Origin of the sequence: Pseudomonas arabinosi (assembly GCF_047758675.1) — a bacterium.
In the GTDB taxonomy this organism is placed as follows: Bacteria; Pseudomonadota; Gammaproteobacteria; order Pseudomonadales; family Pseudomonadaceae; genus Aquipseudomonas; species Aquipseudomonas arabinosi.
The window spans coordinates 1,805,160-1,826,153 of the sequence record NZ_CP180480.1 but is presented as its reverse complement, the minus strand read 5'-3'; the positions used below and the strand labels follow the sequence as shown (position 1 = coordinate 1,826,153).

The 20,994-nt window shown below is 60.8% G+C and carries 18 protein-coding genes; 8 read left to right on the top strand and 10 right to left on the bottom strand.

Translation table 11 applies throughout. The features are described 5' to 3' along the window. Positions 1-159 precede the first annotated feature (159 nt). The 7 genes from ACMXYJ_RS08460 to ACMXYJ_RS08430 form a co-directional block, all read right to left on the bottom strand. Positions 160-930 carry an IclR family transcriptional regulator gene (locus ACMXYJ_RS08460; protein ID WP_415759441.1) on the bottom strand — a complete coding sequence of 257 codons (771 nt, stop codon included), beginning with the start codon at positions 928-930 and terminating at the stop codon, positions 160-162. Positions 931-1,013: 83 nt separating this feature from the next. Then, entirely contained in the window at positions 1,014-2,438 is a 1,425-nt protein-coding gene (locus tag ACMXYJ_RS08455; protein WP_415760695.1) for an amidase, read from the bottom strand. A 20-nt stretch (positions 2,439-2,458) separates the two neighbouring features. Then, complete coding sequence (locus ACMXYJ_RS08450; protein WP_415759440.1) at positions 2,459-3,769, bottom strand: citrate-proton symporter; 1,311 nt, start codon at positions 3,767-3,769, stop codon at positions 2,459-2,461. A gap of 81 nt (positions 3,770-3,850) precedes the next feature. Further along, positions 3,851-5,026: a M20 aminoacylase family protein gene (locus ACMXYJ_RS08445; protein ID WP_415759439.1), complete on the bottom strand. Its 1,176-nt coding sequence runs from the start codon at positions 5,024-5,026 to the stop codon at positions 3,851-3,853. 194 nt (positions 5,027-5,220) lie between these two features. After that, positions 5,221-5,535, bottom strand: a complete 315-nt coding sequence (locus tag ACMXYJ_RS08440; RefSeq protein ID WP_415759437.1) for an amidase — start codon at positions 5,533-5,535, stop codon at positions 5,221-5,223. Continuing rightward, positions 5,532-6,626: a serine hydrolase domain-containing protein gene (locus ACMXYJ_RS08435; protein WP_415759435.1), complete on the bottom strand. Its 1,095-nt coding sequence runs from the start codon at positions 6,624-6,626 to the stop codon at positions 5,532-5,534. Before ACMXYJ_RS08435 ends, ACMXYJ_RS08440 begins: the two co-directional genes overlap by 4 nt. 158 nt (positions 6,627-6,784) lie before the next feature. Further along, positions 6,785-7,672, bottom strand: coding sequence for an acyl-CoA dehydrogenase (locus tag ACMXYJ_RS08430; protein WP_415759433.1), 888 nt, complete (start codon positions 7,670-7,672; stop codon positions 6,785-6,787). Positions 7,673-7,826: 154 nt separating this feature from the next. Between ACMXYJ_RS08430 and olsB the strand changes: the two genes are divergently transcribed. Next, on the top strand, positions 7,827-8,582 hold the full coding sequence (olsB, locus tag ACMXYJ_RS08425) for an L-ornithine N(alpha)-acyltransferase (protein WP_008152922.1): 756 nt from the start codon (positions 7,827-7,829) through the stop codon (positions 8,580-8,582). Then, positions 8,582-9,373, top strand: a complete 792-nt coding sequence (locus ACMXYJ_RS08420) for a lysophospholipid acyltransferase family protein (protein ID WP_415759432.1) — start codon at positions 8,582-8,584, stop codon at positions 9,371-9,373. The genes olsB and ACMXYJ_RS08420 overlap by 1 nt, the downstream gene beginning before the upstream one ends. A 108-nt stretch (positions 9,374-9,481) precedes the next feature. On the opposite strand, the gene ACMXYJ_RS08415 is transcribed toward ACMXYJ_RS08420, so the two are convergent. Further along, on the bottom strand, positions 9,482-10,060 hold the full coding sequence (locus ACMXYJ_RS08415; protein WP_415759431.1) for an ACP phosphodiesterase: 579 nt from the start codon (positions 10,058-10,060) through the stop codon (positions 9,482-9,484). Positions 10,061-10,231: 171 nt separating this feature from the next. On the opposite strand from ACMXYJ_RS08415, the gene ACMXYJ_RS08410 reads away from it, so the two are divergent. Genes ACMXYJ_RS08410 through ACMXYJ_RS08400 form a run of 3 tightly spaced genes read left to right on the top strand, consistent with a single transcriptional unit; the run spans position 10,232 to position 12,806 of the window. After that, entirely contained in the window at positions 10,232-10,534 is a 303-nt protein-coding gene (locus ACMXYJ_RS08410) for an ArsR/SmtB family transcription factor (RefSeq protein ID WP_033060920.1), read from the top strand. 34 nt (positions 10,535-10,568) lie between these two features. Further along, positions 10,569-11,735 carry an MFS transporter gene (locus ACMXYJ_RS08405; RefSeq protein ID WP_415759430.1) on the top strand — a complete coding sequence of 389 codons (1,167 nt, stop codon included), beginning with the start codon at positions 10,569-10,571 and terminating at the stop codon, positions 11,733-11,735. A 21-nt stretch (positions 11,736-11,756) separates the two neighbouring features. Further along, entirely contained in the window at positions 11,757-12,806 is a 1,050-nt protein-coding gene (locus tag ACMXYJ_RS08400) for an alkene reductase (RefSeq protein WP_415759429.1), read from the top strand. A gap of 122 nt (positions 12,807-12,928) precedes the next feature. Here ACMXYJ_RS08400 and ACMXYJ_RS08395 read toward each other — a convergent pair whose 3' ends face one another. Continuing rightward, on the bottom strand, positions 12,929-13,813 hold the full coding sequence (locus ACMXYJ_RS08395) for a DMT family transporter (protein ID WP_415759428.1): 885 nt from the start codon (positions 13,811-13,813) through the stop codon (positions 12,929-12,931). Between the two features lie 162 nt (positions 13,814-13,975). Beyond that, positions 13,976-14,608 carry an efflux system transcriptional repressor EmhR gene (gene emhR / locus ACMXYJ_RS08390; RefSeq protein ID WP_415759427.1) on the bottom strand — a complete coding sequence of 211 codons (633 nt, stop codon included), beginning with the start codon at positions 14,606-14,608 and terminating at the stop codon, positions 13,976-13,978. 265 nt (positions 14,609-14,873) lie between these two features. On the opposite strand from emhR, the gene emhA reads away from it, so the two are divergent. Genes emhA through emhC form a run of 3 tightly spaced genes read left to right on the top strand, consistent with a single transcriptional unit; the run spans position 14,874 to position 20,656 of the window. Continuing rightward, entirely contained in the window at positions 14,874-16,031 is a 1,158-nt protein-coding gene (gene emhA / locus ACMXYJ_RS08385; protein WP_415759426.1) for an efflux RND transporter periplasmic adaptor subunit EmhA, read from the top strand. A gap of 3 nt (positions 16,032-16,034) precedes the next feature. Next, a complete protein-coding gene (gene emhB, locus ACMXYJ_RS08380; RefSeq protein WP_415759425.1) occupies positions 16,035-19,196 on the top strand; it encodes an efflux RND transporter permease subunit EmhB in 3,162 nt (1,053 codons plus the stop codon). Then, positions 19,196-20,656 (top strand): efflux RND transporter outer membrane subunit EmhC, encoded by a 1,461-nt coding sequence (gene emhC / locus ACMXYJ_RS08375; protein ID WP_415759424.1) that lies wholly within the window; start codon positions 19,196-19,198, stop codon positions 20,654-20,656. The genes emhB and emhC overlap by 1 nt, the downstream gene beginning before the upstream one ends. Positions 20,657-20,994: the final 338 nt, after the last annotated feature.

Below are 20,994 nucleotides of genomic sequence, written 5' to 3'. Positions count from 1 at the left end.
GAACCTTAACCGCCCGTGAGCGCATTGCAAACCGCGAAGATCAAAAGATCGCAGCCTGCGGCAGCTCCTACATGGGATTGCATTGCGGCCATGCAATCGCGCCCCCACGAATGGAGCCCGATCCTGTAGGAGCTGCCGCAGGCTGCGATCTTTTATGAGTCACGCCAACGCGTGCTGCACATCGCCGATGGTGGCGGCCAGGCTGCTCAGGTGCAGGCTCAGCACCCGTTCCACCGGTGCCTGATCCATCGGCCAGTGCAGCGCCATGCTGCCGACCAGTCGGCCGTCGGCATGGAGCGGCAAGGCCACCGCTCGAATCAGAAACGGCAGGCGCACCGGGTATTCCCAGTAACCTTCGGTGCGCTGGCCGAAGCCCTGATGCAACGCCTGCTCGCTGGCGCTGAAGAGGCTCTCATCCGTCAGCCGTTCACGACTGGCCAAGCGTTCCACTTCTTGAGTATCCAGTTCACCCAGACATGCCCGACCCATGGCCGAATGAAACAGGCTGGCGTGCTGGCCGACGATCTGGCAGTTGTTCGGGTAGCGTTTGCGCAGCACCGTAGGGATCGCGCTTTCCATGACTTCCACCCGCTCGCCATCGAAGCTCGACAGGTCCGCCACCAGCCCGGTGCGCTCGCTCAACTCCAGCAACAGCGGCGCGGCGCTTTCCACCAGTCGCCGTTTGAAACGCTGCTGACTGTCGCCGAACAGACGCTTGGCGCACAGCCGATAGCGCCGGTCGCTTAAACCGCGATAAATCCAGCCCTGCTCTTGCAAGGTCTGCAACATCCGCGACACCGTGGCCTTGGGCAGGGTCGTCAGGTAGTGCAACTCCTCCAGACCCAGCGCCTGATGTTCGCCCAGCAGTTCGACGATGGCCAGCGCCCGTTCAACGGAACGCACGCTGCCGGTTTCTGCCTTCCTGTCCATGGTTTTGACCTCCCTAAGCCCGGATGGAATAGCCCGGATGGATGATCGCTTTTTGCAGCAAGATGCGGGCCCGCTCTTCGAGCTCAGGCGTCTTGCAGACAACCCGGTGGCCGGCGCTTAACCCTTTGCGTCAGTTGCTCATGGGCGTAAGCCAGTTGCAGCACCGCCCGATCGGCCTGGGCCGGGCCGATGATTTGCAGGCCCGTGGGCAGCCCGCCCGGGCTGAACCCTACCGGCACATTCATGCTCGGCAAACCGGCCAGGGTCGGCCCGATCACCACCTCCATCCAGCGGTGATAAGTGTCCATGCTCTGCCCGCCAACGATGCGTGGCCAAGGGGTTTGTGCATCGAAAGGGAACACTTGGGCGGTGGGCAACAGCAGAAAATCGTAACGTTCGAACAACTCGCTCAAGGCCCGATACCAATCGCTGCGACTGACCGACGCCTGGTAAACATCCGCCGCCGTCAGGCGCAGACCTCCCTCGATTTCCCATTGTGCTTCGGGTTTGAGCAGGTCGCGTTTTTGCGGGTCGGCATACAACGCGCCGAGGCTGCCCTGCACCAGCCAGTGTCGGTGCACCAGCCAGGTTTGCCACAGGCGCTCCATGGAAAAGTCCGGCTGGCAGGCCTGGACGCGGCAACCCAGTGCCTCGAAATCCTCAAGGGCCGATTCGCACAGGCTCAACACGCCATCTTCCATTGGCAGATAGCCGTTGTAGTCCCCCAGCCAACCCAGCCTTACATCACTGAAATCCTGCACCAGCGTGTCGGCAAAAATAGCCGGACTCTGCGTGAGCGACAGCGGCACGCGCGGGTCATAACCGGCCTGGGTGCCGAGCAAACGGGCGACATCGGTCACGCTGCGGCCCATCGGCCCTTCGGTGGCCAGTTGCTGGACGAACACGTCCGGCGCGGGCCCGTGAGGCACGCGGCCTTGCGAGGGACGAAAACCGAACACGTTGTTGAACGCCGCCGGGTTGCGCAGCGAGCCCATCATGTCGCTGCCGTCGGCCACCGGCAGCATGCGCAACGCCAGCGCCACCGCCGCCCCGCCGCTGCTGCCGCCGGCGACCAACGTCGGGTCGTAGGCGTTGGTGGTGGTACCGAACACGCTGTTGTAAGTCTGCGAGCCGAGACCGAATTCCGGGACGTTGGTCTTGCCGATGATGATTGCCCCACAGTCGCGAACCCGCGCCACGCTGATCGCGTCGTGTTGCGGGATCTGCTCGGCAAACAGCGGTGAGCCCATGGTCGTGCGCAAACCGGCAGTCGCCGCCAGGTCCTTGATGGCTTGCGGCATGCCGTGCATCCAGCCGCGGGACTGGCCCTGATCCAACTGCCGGTCGCAGGCGTCGGCCTCCGCCAGCAACGCCTCGGCCGGGCGTAGCGAGACCAGCGCGTTAACCTGCGGATTGAAGCGTTCGATCTGCGCCAGATACGCCTGCATCACTTCGCGGCAGGAAACCTGGCGGGCGTGAATCGCCCGAGACAACGCATCGGCGTCCATTTCAACAATCGGATTGATGCTCAAGGCTTCACCTCAAGATTAAGGGCTTCGGATTTTTTAGCGCGTGGCGCTTCGTGCATGCAGTAAGTGCCCATCAGCGTCAGCACGCAAGCGAACAGGACATAGAAGGCCGGCGCCACGGGGGTCGCCAGCGCCTTGCTGAGCCAGGTGACAATCAACGGCGCGAAACCGCCGAAGACCATGACTGCAACGTTGTACGCCACCGACACCCCGGTAGAGCGCACTTCGATCGGAAACTGTTCAGCCAGCGCAGTCGGGGCCGGGCCGAAGAACCCGCCGATGGCGCTGCACAGCAACAGTTGCATCACCAGCAAACGTTCCACCGATGGTGCCGCCGCGACCCATACGTACAGCGGATACACCATCACGAAAAACGCCAACGTGAACGCCATCAAAACCGGGCGCCGCCCGAGACGGTCCGACAGCGCGCCGGACAGTGGAATGATCACGGTCATCACGGCAACGGCGAGCATCTGCACCAGCAGTACCTGGTCCAGCGGCAGACCGAGGTTTTTATGGGCGAAGGTCGGCATGTTCACCAGCACCACGTAAAACGACACTGTCGCGCCGCACGCCAGGCCCATCGACACCAGAATGCTGCGCCGATGTTCGCGGATCACTTGCAGCAAGCTCGGGCTCACGCCTTTGGCCTGTTTGCGTGCCTCCAGAAACTCTTCCGGCTCTTCCATGTGCTTGCGAATCCACAGCCCGACCGGGCCGATCAACAAACCGATCATGAACGGAATCCGCCAGCCCCAGCTATCCAGCGCCTCGGGGGAAAGCAGATGAGTGAACAACGCCACCATCCCCGCTCCGGAAAACACCGCCAGGCATTGCCCGACCAATTGCCAGGAACCGTACAAACCCTTTTTGTGCGCGGGGGCACTTTCCACCAGAAACGCCGTGGCGCTGGCGTATTCGCCGCCCGTGGCAAAGCCCTGGAGCATCCGCGCGACCACGATCAACAACGGCGCGCCCATGCCGATGGCAGCGTAATTGGGCGCGAACGCGATCAGCGCGATGGACACCGTCATCAGACGAATGATCATCTGCATCGCGGCCTTGCGGCCTTTGCGGTCGGAATACATGCCCAACAGAATGCCGCCCACAGGGCGCATGAAAAAACCGACGCCAAAGGTCGCCAGGGCCATCAACAGTGACGCGTATTCGTCCTCGGACGGGAAGAATTGCCGGGCGATGATGCTCGCCAGAAAGCCGTAAACGATGAAGTCATACCATTCCAGCGCATTGCCGATAACGGCGGCGACCACCTGCCGGGTGCGCGAAACGCCTGTGCTCGAAGTCTGCATGGGGAACTCTCCAGAAACCTGTTGGGCGATAACGGGCGCGGCGATGCGCGCCCGATCCAGCGACAGTAGAAAGTGAGGTGGTCAGGCGGGCTTCAGCCAGCTCTCGGTCAGCGCGCCCCAATACGCCGCGCCGGTCAGCAGAATGTCGTCGTTGAAGTCGTAAGCGGGGTTGTGGACCATCGGCCGCGAAACGCCATTGCCGATGAACAGATAGGCGCCGGGGCAGCGTTGCAGCATCCAGGCAAAGTCTTCGCTGCCCATCAGTTTGGGCGTGATGCCGTCCACCGCGTCGGCACCGAGCAGCTCGACGCCGACCTGCCGGGCGAACTCGGTCTCGGCGGCGTGGTTGACCAGTACCGGGTAAGCCGGGCGATGTTCGATTGTCGAACTGCAACCGAAGCTGCGGGCCTGGGATTCAATGATCGCGCACACGCGGTCGAGGGTTTTTTCGCGGACGTCGGCGTTCAGTGCACGCAGGCTCAGGCGCAAGATGGCTTGTTGCGGAATGACGTTGGCGGCCTCGCCGGCCTGCAAGGCACCAACGGTCACCACGGCGGCCTGCTGCGCATCGATGTTGCGCGCGACCACGGTTTGCAGGGCCATGACCACACTGGCCGCCGCCACCAGCGGATCCACTGCCAGATGCGGCATCGAGCCGTGTCCGCCTACGCCTTCGATGACCACCGTGAGCAAATCCTGGGACGCCATCATCGGCCCTTCACGGAAGCCCAGATGCCCCGCCGGCAAGCCCGGCATGTTGTGCATGCCGAACAGCGCGTCGCAGGGAAAACGTTCCAGCAGACCATCGGCGAGCATCGCTTCGGCGCCGCCCTGCCCCTCTTCGGCTGGCTGGAAAATCAGGGTCAGGGTGCCGTCGAACTGACGGGTCGCGGCGAGGTAGCGCGCAGCACCCAACAACATTGTGGTGTGGCCGTCATGACCGCAGGCGTGCATGCAGCCCTGATGCCGACTGCTGTAAGCCGCGCCGGTATTCTCGAGGATCGGCAAGGCGTCCATGTCCGCCCGCAGCCCCAGTTTGCGTGAACTGCTGCCATTGCGCAGGACGCCAACCACTCCGGTCTTGCCGATCCCTGTGTGAACTTCATAACCCCACTCTGCGAGGGATTTGGCCACCAGCGCCGAGGTGCGGTTTTCCTCGAAGCCGAGTTCCGGGTGGGCGTGGATGTCCTGGCGGGTGGCGTGCAGGTCGCTGGCCACGTCGTTGAGCCAGGCAAGAATGTGCTGATGTCGGGTCATGACGATTGTCCTCGGGCCGGGTGTATTCCCGTTCTTTTTGTTCGCAGTGATTTCGCGACACATCAAGGCAGGTCGCGCTCACCGCCAGATAACCGCGAGTTCGGCGCGAGGACAATCGAATGTGGTTCCACTACGTGGAACCTGAGAATTACAGGTCGATGCAAATCCCCTCGCCACAAAGAGCATCTGCGCAGTCATGGCGACAGGCGGCAGCCCTGGCGTTCGCCGACCCACTCGGCGCTGTTGCTGCGGCCCATGCCGCTGACGGTGATGCGCTTGCTGGCGGCGTCATCGGTAAAGCCGCTGGTCGGCAGCCACTGCTTCACGTAGCTGTGGCAGTACTCGGCCGGGTTGTTCATCACGTAACGGCACGAACAATACTCCTTGGCGGTGTAACCACTGATGATGTCCGGGAACGCCCACAGCGCCACGCGCTCCTGCCAGATCCAGCCGAGCAAGGTGATCAGCAGGATCAACGACAGCGTACTGAACAGTCGACGACGCTTCATGGCTGCACCTTCGCGGCAAAGGCCTTGAGCGCGAGCTTGAGCAAATCGTTGTGCCGGTAGCTGCCGTCGCGGTCATCGCCGTAGCGCACGATCACCAGGTTTTCGCTGGGAATCACGTACATTGCCTGACCCCAATGACCCAGCGCGGCGAAGGTGTCGTCGGGGGCATCGGGCCAGGGTTTTGCCGTACCTTCCACCGCGCGGTTAAGCCACCAATGGCCGCCGGGTACGGCGTCGTCTTGATTGGCTTGATAGCGGGCGAACGGTTCGCGGTTGAAGGCGACCCAGTCTTTGGGCAGCAATTGCCGCTCGCCCCACCGGCCGTCGCGGGCCATCAGCAGACCGACGCGGGCCAGATCCCTGGCGGTGAGGTAGGCATAGGATGAAGCGACGAATGTTCCTGTGGCATCGCGTTCCCAGACGGCGTGGCGAATCCCCAAAGGCTCGAACAAAGCAGTCCATGGGTAGTCCGGATAACGGCTCGGGCCGACGATGGTTTTCAGCGTAGCGGACAACAGATTGCTGTCGCCACTGGAATAACGGAATGCCTGACCGGGCTTGGCGTATTCACCGTGATCGGCGGTAAACGCAGCCATGTCCGGGTGACCACGGGTGTAGAGCATCGCGACCACCGAGGATTTCAACGGTGCGTATTCATAGTCTTCCTGCCAGTCCAGCCCCGAGGCCCAGTGCAGCAGGTCGGCCATGGTCATCGTCGGGTGTTTTTCCAGCGGTGGATAAAATTTCTGCACCGGGTCCTGGAGCTTGAACAGACCTTCGCCATAGGCCACGCCGAGGACCGTGGCCATCAGGCTTTTGCTGATGGACCAGGTCAGGTGCGGGGTATCGGCGGTGGTCGGGCCAGCGTAGCGTTCGTAGATCAATTGACCGTCGCGGATCACCAGCAAGGCGTCAGTGCGAATACCTTTTCGGGTGGCCTCATCACGGGGTGGGAAGGCGTAAGTCTCCAGCGCTTGAAGCGCCGGCCCGGTGACTGTCGGGCCGGTTGACCATTGCTCGGCAGGCCAGTATTCGGCGTGGGCCGTGAGGCTGAGCAACAGCCCGAAAATCAGGGACAAGCCTTTGAACATGGTAGGGGCTCGGAGGGATGGACCTGCTGAGCCTAGTTCAGGTTGATGACAGTTCCGGGATTTGTGTCATCAATGCGGCCGCCTTCGCGAGCAAGCCCGCTCCCACATTTGAAATGCATTCCCCCCTGTGGGAGCGGGCTTGCTCGCGAAGGGGCCAGTCAATCCAGCGAAGATCCCGCTAGAGCCTTGGCCAACCGCTTGCCCCGCGCACCCGCCGCCAAATCCATCACGCCCTGATCGCGTTGCCACATCGCCGCCCAATGCTGAGGACCATCGGCCAGTGCCTGAGCCACTTCGGCCTTGAGCCCATCGAACTGCGCAAACAAGCCAGCGAGCAACACATGCCCGGATGGATTATTCGGCGCCTGTCGGCTGACTTCCGCACACCCGGCCAGCAGCGCCAGCAAACGCAGTTGCAAGGCTTGCGGCCAATTGCTGTCCTGCCCGATGCCGTACAACCAGGCGGTCATGGCGCTCAGCACATAGATGTCTTCAAGGGTGCGGAACGGTTTGATGTAAGCATCCCAACCATCCCCCGCCAACAGTTCGCACTGAGCGTTATCGAGAAACAGCCGGCCATGGCTGATGTCTGGCATCAACGGGATCGCCGGTAACTTCTCCAGACGCACGCCGGGCTCATCGGGATAGACCACCGCCAGACTCAGGCGCGGTTTTTCGTCGGGAGCTTCACTGCGGGCCGCGATCAGCAGCCAATCGGCGGCATCGCCTGCGGTGACAAAATCCTTGCGCCCGCTCAGACGCAAATCGTGCAGACGGGTCTGCATATCCGTCACCCGCAGGCTGCGCTGTTCGGTCGCGCACAAGGCGCCGAGGCTCAGCGGCGCGCTCGGCCAGAGCATGCGCAACGCCGCCTGATAGCCCACCAGAAACGCCAACCCCGGCGTCGACATCAAACGCCCGCCGGCCACCGCCAATTCGAACGGCGTGACGTTGCCCAACTGGTGCAACAAGGTCGCGAACCCCTCGCCCAAGTCCGGGTTGGCGGGCAGACGTTCACAGCGGCGCAGCAGGTTTTGCCAGGGCATAAGAGGCTCCTCGTGGGCTGTCATATAAGCATCACCAAAGCTTCATGGCGATGACACCGGGGCTACATAGCCTGACTTTGCACAACACGGCTGCATAAAGAAAGTCGATCGGCTGCAACCCAAGACGGGTGACCGGCCCGTACGGAGATTCGCAATGACTCAGATCGCCCGCATCAGCGACACCGGCAATGAACGCCGCCTGCAAGCCGAACGCCTGGTGGGCGCCGAGGCCTTGCAGGAAGCCCAGGCCCTGCGCTTCAACGTGTTCAGCGGCGAATTCAACGCCAAGTTGAAAGGCGCGGAGCTGGGTCTGGACATGGATGACTATGATGTTCACTGCGCCCACATCGGCGTGCGTGACTTGAACACCGGGCGTCTGGTGGCGACCACCCGTTTGCTCGACCACACGGCCGCCAGCAGCCTGGGCAAGTTCTACAGCGAAGAAGAATTCAGCCTGCATGGCCTGGTCCATCTCAAAGGCCCGATCCTGGAAATCGGCCGCACTTGCGTCGACCCGGCCTACCGCAACGGCGGCACCATCGCCGTACTCTGGGGCGAGCTGGCCGAAGTGCTGAACCAGGGCGGCTACAGCTATTTGATGGGTTGCGCGAGCATCCCGATGCAGGACGGCGGCATTCAGGCCCACGCAATCATGCAGCGCCTGCGCGAACGCTACCTGTGCACCGAACACCTGCGGGCCGAACCTAAAAAACCGCTGCCGAGCCTCGACATTCCGTCCAACGTCATCGCCGAAATGCCACCGTTGCTCAAGGCCTACATGCGTCTTGGCGCGAAGATCTGCGGCGAGCCGTGCTGGGACGAAGATTTCCAGGTCGCCGACGTATTCATCCTGCTCAAGCGCGACGAACTCTGCCCGCGTTATGCCAAGCACTTCAAGGCGGCCGTGTAATGAGTCGGTTACGGGTGTACGCGCGGATTGCGCGAGTGTTGGTGGTGGTGGCGCTGGGTTTGAGCATGGCCGGGGTGTTCGGGTTGTTCGAACGTCTGGGGATTGCTCATTCGATGGTCCGTCGCCAGCGCTGGTCGCGATTTTTCATGGCGCGCCTGAGCAATGCCCTGCCCTTTCGCGTGACCCTGCACGGTGAATTGCCGAAGGCGCCGATGCTCTGGGTCAGCAACCATGTGTCCTGGACCGACATTCCGCTGCTGGGCATGCTCACGCCGCTGTCGTTCCTGTCCAAGGCCGAAGTGCGCACCTGGCCGGTGGCGGGCTGGCTGGCGGCCAAGGCCGGCAGTTTGTTCATTCGTCGAGGGTCGGGCGACAGCCAGTTGATTCGCAAACAGATGACCCGTCATCTGGAGCAGGAACATCCGCTGCTGATGTTCCCGGAAGGCACCACCACCGATGGCCGTTCGTTGCGCACGTTCCACGGTCGATTGCTGTCTGCGGCGATCGACTCCGAAGTGAAGTTGCAGCCGGTGGCGATTCGTTATCTGCGCGACGGGAAGCTCGATCCGCTGGCGCCGTTCATTGGCGATGATGATTTGCTCTCGCACTTGATGCGTTTGTTTGCCCATGATCGGGGTGAGGTGGAGATTCATCTGCTCAAGCCGATCGCGTGTGAAGGTCGCGAGCGTGCGGCACTGGCGTTCGAGGCACAGCAAGCGGTGCAGAAGGCGTTGTTTGGGGCGATTCCGCAGGCACAACCGGAACCGCTGCGCCCCGCGATCGCGGCTTAAACACACATACCCTGTGGGAGTGAGCCTGCTCGCGATAGCGATGTGACATTCAGCATTATCATTGAATGTAAAATCGCTATCGCGAGCAGGCTCACTCCCACAATGGGGTTATGTCGCTGGATGGTTTTGGGCGAAGTCCTGAAGCTGCGGGTAAAACAACCGAAAGTCCTCGCTCAACGGCTCATACAATACCCGCAACTCCTGCATCGCTGCGGCCAGCTCCTCCGGTCGCGTCAGCCGCCGTGAAATCCCCCGCAGAACCTGCTCCAGCACCGCAAATTCCCGATAAGAACCCAACCAGTCATTGGCCACCATGTGCGGCGCGATCTGCGCCAGCCGTTCCGGCAATTGCGCCTCGGCGGACAGCACCCGATACACATCCGAGGTGAATCGTTCCAGCGGCTGATCCGAGTAAAGCGTCCAGTCCCGGGCCAGGCAATGGTCGAAAAACACGTCGAGCACGATCCCGGCGTAACGCCGGCGGGTCAGGGAAAACCGTGACAATGAAATGTCCACCAACGGATGGCGGTCGGTAAAGACATCGATGCTGCGATGCAACTGGATGGCCGTTTCGATCTCCGGATCGAACTGCCCTTGCAGCCGCCCTTTGACGAAATCGCCATAAAGACTGCCGAGCAATTGACCGGGGCGCTGGCCACCGAGGTGCAGATGTGCGAGATAGTTCATGGGCGCAGCTTAGCACTGCGGCTTTGTATCGTTACACTCAACATATCGTTATAACTCGATATACCGAATTGCTCGGTCGTCAGACCAAAATCATATTTGTATATCGCGAATCAACGATTTAAAGTTCGCCTCATCGCGATATAGCGTTTTACTCATCACGAGCCCAACACCATGACCATTAATCTCGACGAAATAATAAAAGCCCTGGCTCACCCAGTACGGCGAGAAATCCTGCACTGGCTCAAAGACCCGACCGTCGAATTCCCCGATCAGTCCCACAGTAACGAGCACGGCGTCTGCGCCGGGCAGATCGATCAACGTTGCGGTTTGTCGCAGTCCACGGTGTCTGCACACCTGGCGACCCTGCAACGCGCCGGCCTGATCAGCAGCCGCAAAGTCGGCCAGTGGCACTTTTTCAAACGTAATGAGGAAACCATTCAGGAGTTCCTCAGCACCTTCAGCAAAGAGCTCTGACCCTTAACGTCAGCAAGCCGACAAGGAATCAACAATGCCCCTCTCGCTACTCATTCTGGCCTTGAGCGCCTTCGCCATCGGTACCACCGAGTTCGTCATCATGGGCTTGCTGCCCGATGTGGCGGCCGACCTCGGTGTGTCGATTCCCGGCGCCGGCTGGCTGGTGACCGGTTACGCCCTGGGCGTGGCCATCGGTGCGCCATTCATGGCACTGGCCACCTCACGATTGCCGCGCAAGGCCGCGCTGGTAGCGTTGATGGGGATTTTCATCGTCGGCAACCTGCTCTGTGCAATGGCCACCGACTACAACGTGCTGATGTTTGCCCGTGTGGTCACCGCCCTCTGCCACGGTGCGTTCTTCGGCATTGGCTCGGTGGTGGCTGCAGGTCTGGTTCCGGCGAACAAACGTGCTTCGGCCGTGGCCCTGATGTTCACCGGCCTGACCCTGGCCAACGTGCTCGGCGTTCCGCTGGGCACCGCGCTCGGTCAGGAAGCCGGCTGGCGTTCGACCTTCTGGGCGGTGACCGTGATTGGTGTGATCGCGTTGATCGGCCTGATCCGCTTCCTGCCGGCCAAGCGCGATGAAGAGAAACTCGACATGCGCGCCGAACTGCGCGCCCTCAAAGGCGCCGGGATCTGGCTGTCGTTAAGCATGACCGCGTTGTTCGCAGCTTCGGTATTCACCCTGTTCACCTACGTCGCCCCGCTGCTCGGCGATGTCACCGGAGTCTCGCCCAAAGGCGTGACCTGGACCCTGATGCTCATCGGCCTGGGCCTGACGGTCGGCAACATCATCGGCGGCAAGCTGGCTGACAAAAGCATGGCTGCAACGTTGATCGGCGTCTTTATCTCGATGGCCGTGATCTCGACCGTACTGACCTGGACCAGCGTCGCGCTGATTCCGACCGAAATCACCCTGTTCCTCTGGGCCACCGCGTGCTTTGCCGCCGTGCCCGCCCTGCAAGTGAACGTGGTGACCTACGGCAAGGCCGCACCGAACCTGGTGTCGACCCTGAACATCGGCGCTTTCAATATCGGCAATGCACTGGGTGCCTGGGTCGGTGGCAGCGTCATCGCCCACGGTTTTGGCTTGACCAGCGTTCCTCTCGCGGCAGCCGCACTGGCGGTACTCGCCCTGCTGGTAACCCTGATTACTTTCCGTCAGAGCGGCAATCCCGAACTGGCCCCTGCTACCAACTGATCTCTACAAGAGAGCTATTTCATGACGACTATTTTCGATCCGATCAAACTGGGCGACCTTGAGTTGGCCAACCGCATCATCATGGCGCCGCTGACCCGCTGCCGCGCCGACGAAGGCCGCGTGCCAAACGCGCTGATGGCCGAGTACTACGTACAACGCGCCTCGGCTGGCCTGATCCTCAGCGAGGCCACTTCGGTCACGCCGATGGGCGTCGGTTACCCGGACACCCCGGGCATCTGGTCCAACGATCAAGTGCGTGGCTGGGCTAACGTGACCAAGGCGATCCACGGCGCGGGCGGCAAGATTTTCCTGCAACTGTGGCACGTCGGTCGTATTTCCCACGGGTCGTACCTGGACGGTGAAGCGCCGGTCGCACCAAGCGCCATTCAGCCAAAAGGCCATGTCAGCCTGGTTCGCCCACTGGCCGACTTCCCAACCCCACGCGCCCTGGAAACCGCTGAAATCGCCGACATTGTCGACGCTTACCGCGTCGGTGCGGAGAACGCCAAGGCGGCCGGTTTCGACGGCGTGGAAATCCACGGTGCCAACGGTTACCTGCTCGACCAGTTCCTGCAAAGCAGCACCAACCAGCGCACCGACAACTACGGCGGTTCCGTGGAAAATCGTGCGCGCCTGTTGCTGGAAGTGACCGATGCCGCGATCGAAGTCTGGGGCGCAGGCCGCGTGGGTGTGCACCTGTCACCCCGTGCCGATCTCCATGACATGGGCGACGACAACCTGTCCGAGACCTTCACTTACGTCGCTCGCGAACTGGGCAAACGTGGCATCGCGTTCATCTGCTCCCGCGAGAAAGAAGATGGCGACAGCTTGGGCCCACAATTGAAAGAAGCGTTCGGCGGCCCGTACATCGCCAACGAGCGTTTTACCAAGGACAGCGCCAACGCCTGGCTGGCCAGCGGCAAGGCTGATGCAGTCGCTTTCGGCGTGCCGTTCATTGCCAACCCGGACCTGCCGGCACGTTTGAAGGCCGATGCGCCGCTGAATGAGCCACGTCCCGAGCTGTTTTATTCCAAGGGCGCGGTCGGCTACATCGACTACCCGGTGTTGTAAGCGTCCATCCTTGAAATGCAAAAGCCCCGACTCGAAAGAGCCGGGGCTTTTGCATATGGAAGATCAAAAGATCGCAGCCTTCGGCAGCTACAGGGTGTACGCCATTCGAATATAGGAGTTTGTCAGCGCTTGCGCTGTCCCCAGGCGACTGCAAGACCGCTGAGGCAAATCACCGCGATACCGATCACGCCAAATCTGTCCGGGGTATGGTCGAAGATCAAATACCCGTATATCCCGGCAAACAGGATCTGCCCGTAACTGAAGGGTGCCAGCATCGCCGGTGCCGCATGGCGGAAGGCCTGGGTCAGCAACATGTGACCGAGCATGCCGCAAGTGCCCAGGCCAATCATGAACAGGCCATGCAGCAGCGTCGGCGTGCTCCAGAAGAACGGCAACAGAGCAGTCATGATCAGGCTGTTGAGAATGCCGGTGAGAAAGTTGCTGGTGGTCGGGCTGTCGATACCGCTGAGCAGGCGGGTGAGCAACTGATAGAAGCCAAAACACAAGGCCGAGCACAGTGGCAACAAGATCGCCGGGGTGAACAGCGCACCGCCGGGCCGCACGACGATCAACACGCCGACAAATCCACCCAGCACCGCCAGCCACTGATTGCGGGTTACCCGCTCATGCAGCAACGGTACGGACAACGCGGTCACCAATAAAGGGGCTAGAAAAGTGACGGCGGTGGCTTCAGCCAAGGGGATGTAACGCAGGCCGGTAGTGAAAAACAGGCTGGTGCCGATCAGGCACAGAGCGCGTAACAACTGCAAACCCGGACGCTTGGTGCTCACTACCACCGAGAAACCACTGCGTGGTACGAAAATCACCAGCATCAACAAGGTGTGCACCACGTAGCGTGCCCAAACCACCATCACGATAGGATAGAACCCGGACAGGTACTTGGACAACGTGTCGTGACTGGCGAACAACAAAACAGCCAGGCAGATCAGCGCGATACCCTTTATCGGCTGCTCGGCGCCCTTGTAGCCCGGGTTGTTAACATTCATTCACACACCCGACACAAAATCCCTACAAAATACGTAGCTCGCTACCTATCAACCTGGCAAACGTCCGTATATAAATGCATCCCATTGCGATAAGGCGAGCGAAAGACAGGTCTCTACTCGCCTCAAACCTTGACACAACCGGATCCAATTACGCGTTTTGTTTCATTTGCGCAGGCTGGGACTCAAGCGCAGCATGTCCAACCCTGTATCGGCCCAACGCTCGGCGTCGATGTGCAGTTCAAAGCTGTCGGGCGCCAACAGCCACTGATACAGGATGCCGTCGATGTAAGCATGCAGGCTGATGGCTGCGCGGGCCGTATCGAGGTTTTCCGGTAACTGCCCCCGATTGACCGCATTACTCAGCGCCAGGGCGATTCGCACATTGCAATCAAGGCTGACCACTCGACGCTGCTGGCGCAGGTCGCACATTTCATCGGTGAATTCGCACTTATGAAACAGAATCTCATTGATGCGTCGGGTTTTCGGATCCAGGGCAACTTGATGAAACAAATGAATCAGCAGCTTGCGCATGCAGCCCAAGGGGTCGAGCTCATCTTCGCTTTCGCTGGCCTTGGCCATTTCATTCAGCGGCTCTTGCAGGGTATCAAGCATAGCCTGCACCAAATCCGCCTTGTTGCTGAAATGCCAGTAGATAGCGCCGCGCGTGACCCCGGCCAGGGTAGCGATATCCGCCAGTGTCGTGCGCGCCACGCCCCTTTCGTAAAAGGCTTTTTCTGCCGCTTCCAGAATCTGGCTGCGGGTTTCTTGAGCTTCCTCTTTGGTACGACGGACCATGGCAGTACAACCTCAATCAGGATGCTTCAGCGATGCCTGAACATCCGCTGAATAAAAGTGGGGCGAGCGCTCTTGGGCGTCGTCCCCGGCCTACAATTCGAACCCTTGAACGGCTTTTGTAATGGTGTGGATACGCAGCCAAGGTATTTACAAACAACCATGAACGTAAGTATATTCCTTAGCAAGCTACTTATCCACTCAGCGCACATTTTTTACCTTTCCACATTTCTAGTGCGCAACTTGCGCGCCTGACCCGAGGATTTTCATGCAATTCAAGCCAGCTGTTACCGCTCTGGTCACCGCCCTCGCCTTGGCATCGCTGCTCAGCGGATGCAAAAAGGAAGAGGCGGCACCTGCCGCACCACCCCCTCAGGTCGGCGTCGTTACTCTGCAACCTCAAGCCTTCACCCTGACCTCCGAGCTTCCGGGCCGTACCAGCGCGTACCGCATCGCCGAAGTTCGCCCTCAGGTTAACGGCATCATTCTCAAGCGCCTGTTCAAGGAAGGCGGCGACGTCAAGGCCGGCCAGCAGCTGTATCAGATCGATCCGGCCGTTTATGAAGCCACCCTGAAAAGCGCCGAAGCCAACCTGCAACAGACCAAATCGATCTCCGACCGCTACAAGCAGTTGGTCAACGAACAGGCCGTGAGCCGTCAGGAATACGACACGGCCCTGGCCAATCGCTTGCAATCGGAAGCCTCCCTGCAAAGCGCCCAGATCAATGTGCGCTACACCAAGGTTTACGCGCCACTCTCCGGCCGCATCGGCCGCTCGACCGTGACCGAAGGCGCGCTGGTCACCAGCGGTCAGGTCGACGCGATGGCAGTGATTCAGCAACTCGACCCGATCTACGTCGACGTCACCCAGTCTTCCGTTGAGTTGCTGGAACTGCGCCGCGAACTGGAAAGCGGTCGTCTGCAAAAATCCGGCGACAACGCGGCCAAGGTCAATCTGACCCTCGAAGACGGCAGCCAGTACAAACAGGAAGGCAAACTCGAGTTCTCGGAAGTCTCGGTAGACAAGACCACCGGTTCCGTGACCTTGCGTGCGGTATTCCCGAACCCTGACCACATCCTGCTGCCAGGCATGTTTGTACACGCCCAGTTGCAGGCCGGTGTGAACAGCGCGGCGATCCTCGCCCCGCAACAAGGCGTGACCCGTGATCTCAAAGGCACCCCGACCGCGTTGGTCGTCGGTCCGGACAACAAGGTCGAACTGCGTCAGCTCAAGGCTAGCCGCACCGTCGGAAACCAATGGCTGATCGAAGACGGCCTGAAGGCCGGCGATCGACTGATCACCGAAGGGCTGCAATACGTCAAACCTGGCGTTGAAGTAAAAGCCACTGAAGCGACTAACGTTGGCGCAAAGAACCCGGCCCCCGTACAGGCAGCTAATAAGGCTTCCAGCGGCAAAGGGGAATAAACCATGTCCAGATTTTTTATCGACCGTCCGATTTTCGCCTGGGTAATTGCCCTGGTGATCATGCTGGTCGGGGCACTCTCGATCCTCAAACTCCCGATCAACCAATACCCGAGCATTGCGCCTCCGGCCATTGCCATCTCGGTGACCTACCCGGGCGCGTCCGCACAAACCGTGCAGGACACCGTGGTGCAAGTGATCGAGCAACAGCTCAACGGTATCGATAACCTGCGTTATGTCTCGTCGGAAAGTAACTCCGACGGCAGCATGACCATTACCGCGACCTTCGAGCAGGGCACCAACTCCGATACCGCGCAGGTTCAGGTCCAGAACAAGCTGAACCTGGCCACCCCGCTGCTGCCGCAAGAAGTGCAGCAACAGGGTATCCGCGTGACCAAGGCAGTGAAAAACTTCCTGATGGTGATCGGCGTGGTGTCGCGCGACGGCAGCATGACCAAGGACGACCTGTCCAACTACATCGTGTCGAACATGCAGGACCCGATCTCGCGGACCGCCGGTGTCGGTGACTTCCAGGTCTTCGGTGCGCAGTACGCGATGCGGATCTGGCTCGACCCGGCCAAGTTGAACAACTTCAACCTGACCCCGGTGGACGTGAAAACCGCCATCGCTGCGCAAAACGTTCAGGTGTCGTCCGGTCAACTCGGCGGTTTGCCTGCCGTGGCCGGTCAGCAACTGAACGCGACAATCATCGGCAAGACCCGTCTGCAAACGGCTGAGCAGTTCAAGGCAATCCTGTTGAAGGTCAACAAGGATGGCTCGCAAGTGCGTGTCGGCGACGTGGCCGACGTGGCTCTGGGCGGTGAAAACTACTCGATCAGCGCCCAGTTCAACGGCAGCCCGGCCTCCGGTCTGGCAGTGAAACTGGCCAACGGCGCCAACGCCCTCGACACTGCCAAAGCGCTGCGCAAGACCATCGAATCCCTCAAGCCGTTCTTCCCGCAAGGGATGGAAGTGGTGTTCCCGTACGACACCACGCCGGTGGTGACCGAGTCGATCAAGGGTGTGGTTGAAACCCTGGTCGAAGCGATCGTGCTGGTGTTCCTGGTGATGTTCCTGTTCCTGCAAAACTTCCGCGCCACCGTCATCACCACGATGACCGTGCCAGTCGTATTGCTGGGTACCTTCGGGATCCTCGCGGCGTTTGGCTTCAGCATCAACACCCTGACCATGTTCGGTATGGTGCTGGCCATCGGTTTGCTGGTGGACGACGCCATCGTCGTGGTGGAAAACGTCGAACGGGTCATGAGCGAAGAAGGCCTGTCACCCAAGGAGGCCACCAAGAAATCCATGGGGCAGATCCAGGGTGCACTGGTCGGTATCGCCCTGGTGCTGTCGGCGGTACTGCTGCCGATGGCGTTCTTCAGCGGTTCCACCGGTGTGATCTACAAGCAGTTCTCGATCACCATCGTCTCGGCCATGGCCCTGTCGGTACTGGTCGCGCTGATCTTCACCCCGGCGCTCTGCGCGACCATGCTCAAGGCGATTCCGAAAGGCGAGCACGGTGTGCCGAAACGCGGCTTCTTCGGCTGGTTCAACCGCAATTTCGACCGTGGCGTCAAAAGCTACGAGCGTGGCGTGGGCAACATGCTCGCGAACAAGGCCCCGTACTTGCTGGCTTACCTCGTCATCCTGGTCGGCATGATCTGGCTGTTCACCCGCATCCCAACGGCGTTCCTGCCGGAAGAAGACCAGGGCGTATTGTTTGCCCAGGTGCAAACCCCGGCCGGTTCCAGTGCCCAGCGCACGCAAGTGGTCGTGGATGAAATGCGTGAATTCCTGCTGCGTCCGAGCGCGGACGGTGGTGAAGGCGACGCGGTGGCCTCGGTGTTTACCGTGACCGGCTTCAACTTCGCCGGCCGTGGCCAGAGCTCGGGTATGGCGTTCATCATGCTCAAACCGTGGGACGAACGTAACGCCGAAAACAGCGTGTTCAAAGTCGCGGCCCGTGCCCAACAGCATTTCTTCACCTTCCGTGACGCCATGGTGTTTGCGTTCGCACCTCCGGCGGTGCTGGAGCTCGGTAACGCCACCGGTTTCGACGTGTTCCTGCAAGACCGTGCCGGTATCGGTCACGACGCACTAATGGCTGCACGCAACCAGTTCCTCGGCATGGCGGCGCAGAGCAAGGTGCTGTCGCAAGTCCGCCCGAACGGTCTGAACGACGAACCGCAATACCAGCTGGAAATCGATGACGAGAAGGCCAGTGCCCTGGGCATCACCCTCACCGACATCAACAACACCCTGTCGATTGCCTTGGGCAGTAGCTACGTCAACGACTTCATCGACCGCGGTCGGGTGAAGAAGGTGTACGTGCAAGGCCAGCCGGGCGCGCGCATGAGTCCTGAAGACGTCAAGAAATGGTATGTGCGCAACAGCGCCGGCACCATGGTTCCGTTCTCGGCCTTCGCCAAGGGTGAGTGGATTTACGGCGCACCGAAGCTGTCGCGTTACAACGGCGTCGAAGCGATGGAAATCCTCGGTGCCCCGGCGCCGGGTTATTCCACCGGTGAAGCCATGCTCGAAGTCGAAGCCCTGGCCAAGAAACTGCCGGCCGGTGTCGGTATTTCCTGGACCGGCCTGTCATACGAGGAACGGTTGTCCGGTTCGCAAGCGCCAGCGTTGTACGCCCTGTCGCTGCTGATGGTGTTCCTGTGTCTGGCGGCGCTGTACGAAAGCTGGTCGATCCCGATCGCGGTGATGTTGGTGGTACCGCTGGGGATCATCGGTGCACTGATGGCGACCAGCCTGCGCGGTCTGTCCAATGATGTGTATTTCCAGGTGGGCCTGTTGACGACCATTGGTCTGGCGGCGAAAAACGCCATTTTGATCGTCGAATTCGCCAAGGAACTGCATGAACAAGGGCGTAGCCTGCGCGATGCCGCAGTCGAAGCCTGCCGGATGCGTTTGCGACCGATCATCATGACGTCGCTCGCTTTCGTCCTCGGTGTGGTACCACTGGCAATTTCCACGGGTGCAGGTTCGGGTAGCCAACATGCGATCGGTACCGGGGTGATTGGCGGTATGCTCACGGCCACGATCCTGGCGATCTTCTGGGTCCCACTGTTTTTCGTCACCGTGTCGGCCATGGGGCAGCGCAAAACCGCTGACCAGGACGACGCTATTGAACCTTCTAAAGAGGCTGGCTAATGAGCAAGTCGCTACTCTCCCTGGCTGTTGCCGCTTTCGTGCTCGGCGGCTGCTCGCTGATTCCCGATTATCAGCAGCCTGAAGCACCGGTGGCGGGCCAGTACCCGCAAGGTCCGGCGTATTCGTCGGCCCAGGCGCCTGCCCAGGCTGCCGCCGAACAGGGCTGGAAGCAGTTTTTCCATGACCCTGCGCTGCAACAGCTGATCCAGGTCGCTCTGGAAAACAACCGTGATCTGCGTGTCGCGGCGCTGAACATCGACGCCTTTGCGGCTCAATACCGCGTCCAGCGTGCCGATCTGTACCCGGCCGTGTCGGCCAACGGCAGCGGCAGCCGTCAGCGAGTCCCGGCTCGGGCCTCGCAGACCGGCGAAGCGGGCATCACCAGTTCCTACTCGGCCACGGTCGGCATCAGCGCTTATGAACTCGACCTGTTCGGTCGGGTTCGCAGCCTGAGCGAAGAAGCGCTGCAGAAATACTTCGCCACTGAAGAAGCGCGCCGCAGTACCCAGATCAGCCTGGTGGCCAGTGTGGCCAACGCCTATCTGGCCTGGCAGGCCGACAAGGAACTGCTGAAACTGACCCAGGACACCCTGGCTGCGTTCGAGGAGAGCTACAAGCTCACCGCCCGCAGCAACGAAGTGGGGGTCGCCTCGGCGCTGGACCTGGCCCAGTCGCGTACCTCGGTGGAAAACGCCCGCGCACAAATGGCCAAGTACACCCGTCAAGTCGCCCAGGATGAAAACAGCCTGGTGTTGCTGCTCGGTACTGGCGTCCCGGCCAATCTGCAAGCGGCCAAGCCATTGGCTGACGACCTGCTGAGCGAAGTGCCGGCGGGTCTGCCATCGGACTTGCTGCAACGTCGTCCAGACATCCTCCAGGCCGAATACAACCTGAAAGCCGCCAACGCCAACATCGGCGCGGCACGGGCGGCGTTCTTCCCGAGCATCAGCCTGACGGCCAACGCCGGGACCCTGAGCCCGGACCTGTCCGGTCTGTTCAAGGGCGGTTCGGGCACCTGGCTGTTCCAGCCGCAGATCAACCTGCCGATCTTCAACGCCGGCAGCCTGCGCGCCAGCCTGGATTATTCAAAAATCCAGAAAGACATCGGCGTGGCGAACTACGAGAAGTCCATTCAAACAGCCTTCCAGGAAGTCGCCGATGGCCTGGCCGCCCGCCAGACCTACACCGATCAGTTGCAGGCCCAGCGAGATTTCGTCACCGCGAACCAGGACTACTACCGTCTGGCCGAGCGTCGCTATCGCATTGGTGTCGACAGCAACCTGACCTTCCTCGATGCCCAGCGTCAGCTGTTCAGTGCTGAACAGGTACTGATCACCGACCGTCTGGCGCAACTGGTCAGTGCCGTCAATCTGTACAAGGCACTGGGCGGTGGCTGGAACGAGCAAACGGCAAAGAACGAGCCGTTGAAAGAAGAAGCGCCGAAGCTGAAGTTGTTCTGATAGCGCTATGAACACGAAGCCCACCTTTTGGTGGGCTTTTTGTTGTCTGCGGGAAAAGGGGGTTGTCTGGTCTGGCCCCTTCGCGAGCAAGCCCGCTCCCACAGGGGATCTAGGGTGAACACCCTATTGATGACCAACAGAGATCAACTGTGGGAGCGAGCTTGCTCGCGATAGGGCCAGCACAAACGACTCAAAACCCCCGAGCCAATCTTATGTTCGATAATCGCCCAAAACCCTCTTTAGCCAATTGAACCCTCCCGCCCATCCCCCGCACCATTCGTCGCACAAGACCAATAACAACAGGTTCGACACCATGCCCCCGCGCCCTGCCCTGTCCG

What these genes read in the sequence shown, in the direction of transcription:
- ACMXYJ_RS08460 (WP_415759441.1), bottom strand. Translation starts at nt 930, where the DNA reads ATGGACAGGAAGGCAGAAACCGGCAGCGTGCGTTCCGTTGAACGGGCG.
- ACMXYJ_RS08455 (WP_415760695.1), bottom strand. Translation starts at nt 2,438, where the DNA reads ATGGACGCCGATGCGTTGTCTCGGGCGATTCACGCCCGCCAGGTTTCC.
- ACMXYJ_RS08450 (WP_415759440.1), bottom strand. Translation starts at nt 3,769, where the DNA reads ATGCAGACTTCGAGCACAGGCGTTTCGCGCACCCGGCAGGTGGTCGCC.
- ACMXYJ_RS08445 (WP_415759439.1), bottom strand. Translation starts at nt 5,026, where the DNA reads ATGACCCGACATCAGCACATTCTTGCCTGGCTCAACGACGTGGCCAGC.
- ACMXYJ_RS08440 (WP_415759437.1), bottom strand. Translation starts at nt 5,535, where the DNA reads ATGAAGCGTCGTCGACTGTTCAGTACGCTGTCGTTGATCCTGCTGATC.
- ACMXYJ_RS08435 (WP_415759435.1), bottom strand. Translation starts at nt 6,626, where the DNA reads ATGTTCAAAGGCTTGTCCCTGATTTTCGGGCTGTTGCTCAGCCTCACG.
- ACMXYJ_RS08430 (WP_415759433.1), bottom strand. Translation starts at nt 7,672, where the DNA reads ATGCCCTGGCAAAACCTGCTGCGCCGCTGTGAACGTCTGCCCGCCAAC.
- olsB (WP_008152922.1), top strand. Translation starts at nt 7,827, where the DNA reads ATGACTCAGATCGCCCGCATCAGCGACACCGGCAATGAACGCCGCCTG.
- ACMXYJ_RS08420 (WP_415759432.1), top strand. Translation starts at nt 8,582, where the DNA reads ATGAGTCGGTTACGGGTGTACGCGCGGATTGCGCGAGTGTTGGTGGTG.
- ACMXYJ_RS08415 (WP_415759431.1), bottom strand. Translation starts at nt 10,060, where the DNA reads ATGAACTATCTCGCACATCTGCACCTCGGTGGCCAGCGCCCCGGTCAA.
- ACMXYJ_RS08410 (WP_033060920.1), top strand. Translation starts at nt 10,232, where the DNA reads ATGACCATTAATCTCGACGAAATAATAAAAGCCCTGGCTCACCCAGTA.
- ACMXYJ_RS08405 (WP_415759430.1), top strand. Translation starts at nt 10,569, where the DNA reads ATGCCCCTCTCGCTACTCATTCTGGCCTTGAGCGCCTTCGCCATCGGT.
- ACMXYJ_RS08400 (WP_415759429.1), top strand. Translation starts at nt 11,757, where the DNA reads ATGACGACTATTTTCGATCCGATCAAACTGGGCGACCTTGAGTTGGCC.
- ACMXYJ_RS08395 (WP_415759428.1), bottom strand. Translation starts at nt 13,813, where the DNA reads ATGAATGTTAACAACCCGGGCTACAAGGGCGCCGAGCAGCCGATAAAG.
- emhR (WP_415759427.1), bottom strand. Translation starts at nt 14,608, where the DNA reads ATGGTCCGTCGTACCAAAGAGGAAGCTCAAGAAACCCGCAGCCAGATT.
- emhA (WP_415759426.1), top strand. Translation starts at nt 14,874, where the DNA reads ATGCAATTCAAGCCAGCTGTTACCGCTCTGGTCACCGCCCTCGCCTTG.
- emhB (WP_415759425.1), top strand. Translation starts at nt 16,035, where the DNA reads ATGTCCAGATTTTTTATCGACCGTCCGATTTTCGCCTGGGTAATTGCC.
- emhC (WP_415759424.1), top strand. Translation starts at nt 19,196, where the DNA reads ATGAGCAAGTCGCTACTCTCCCTGGCTGTTGCCGCTTTCGTGCTCGGC.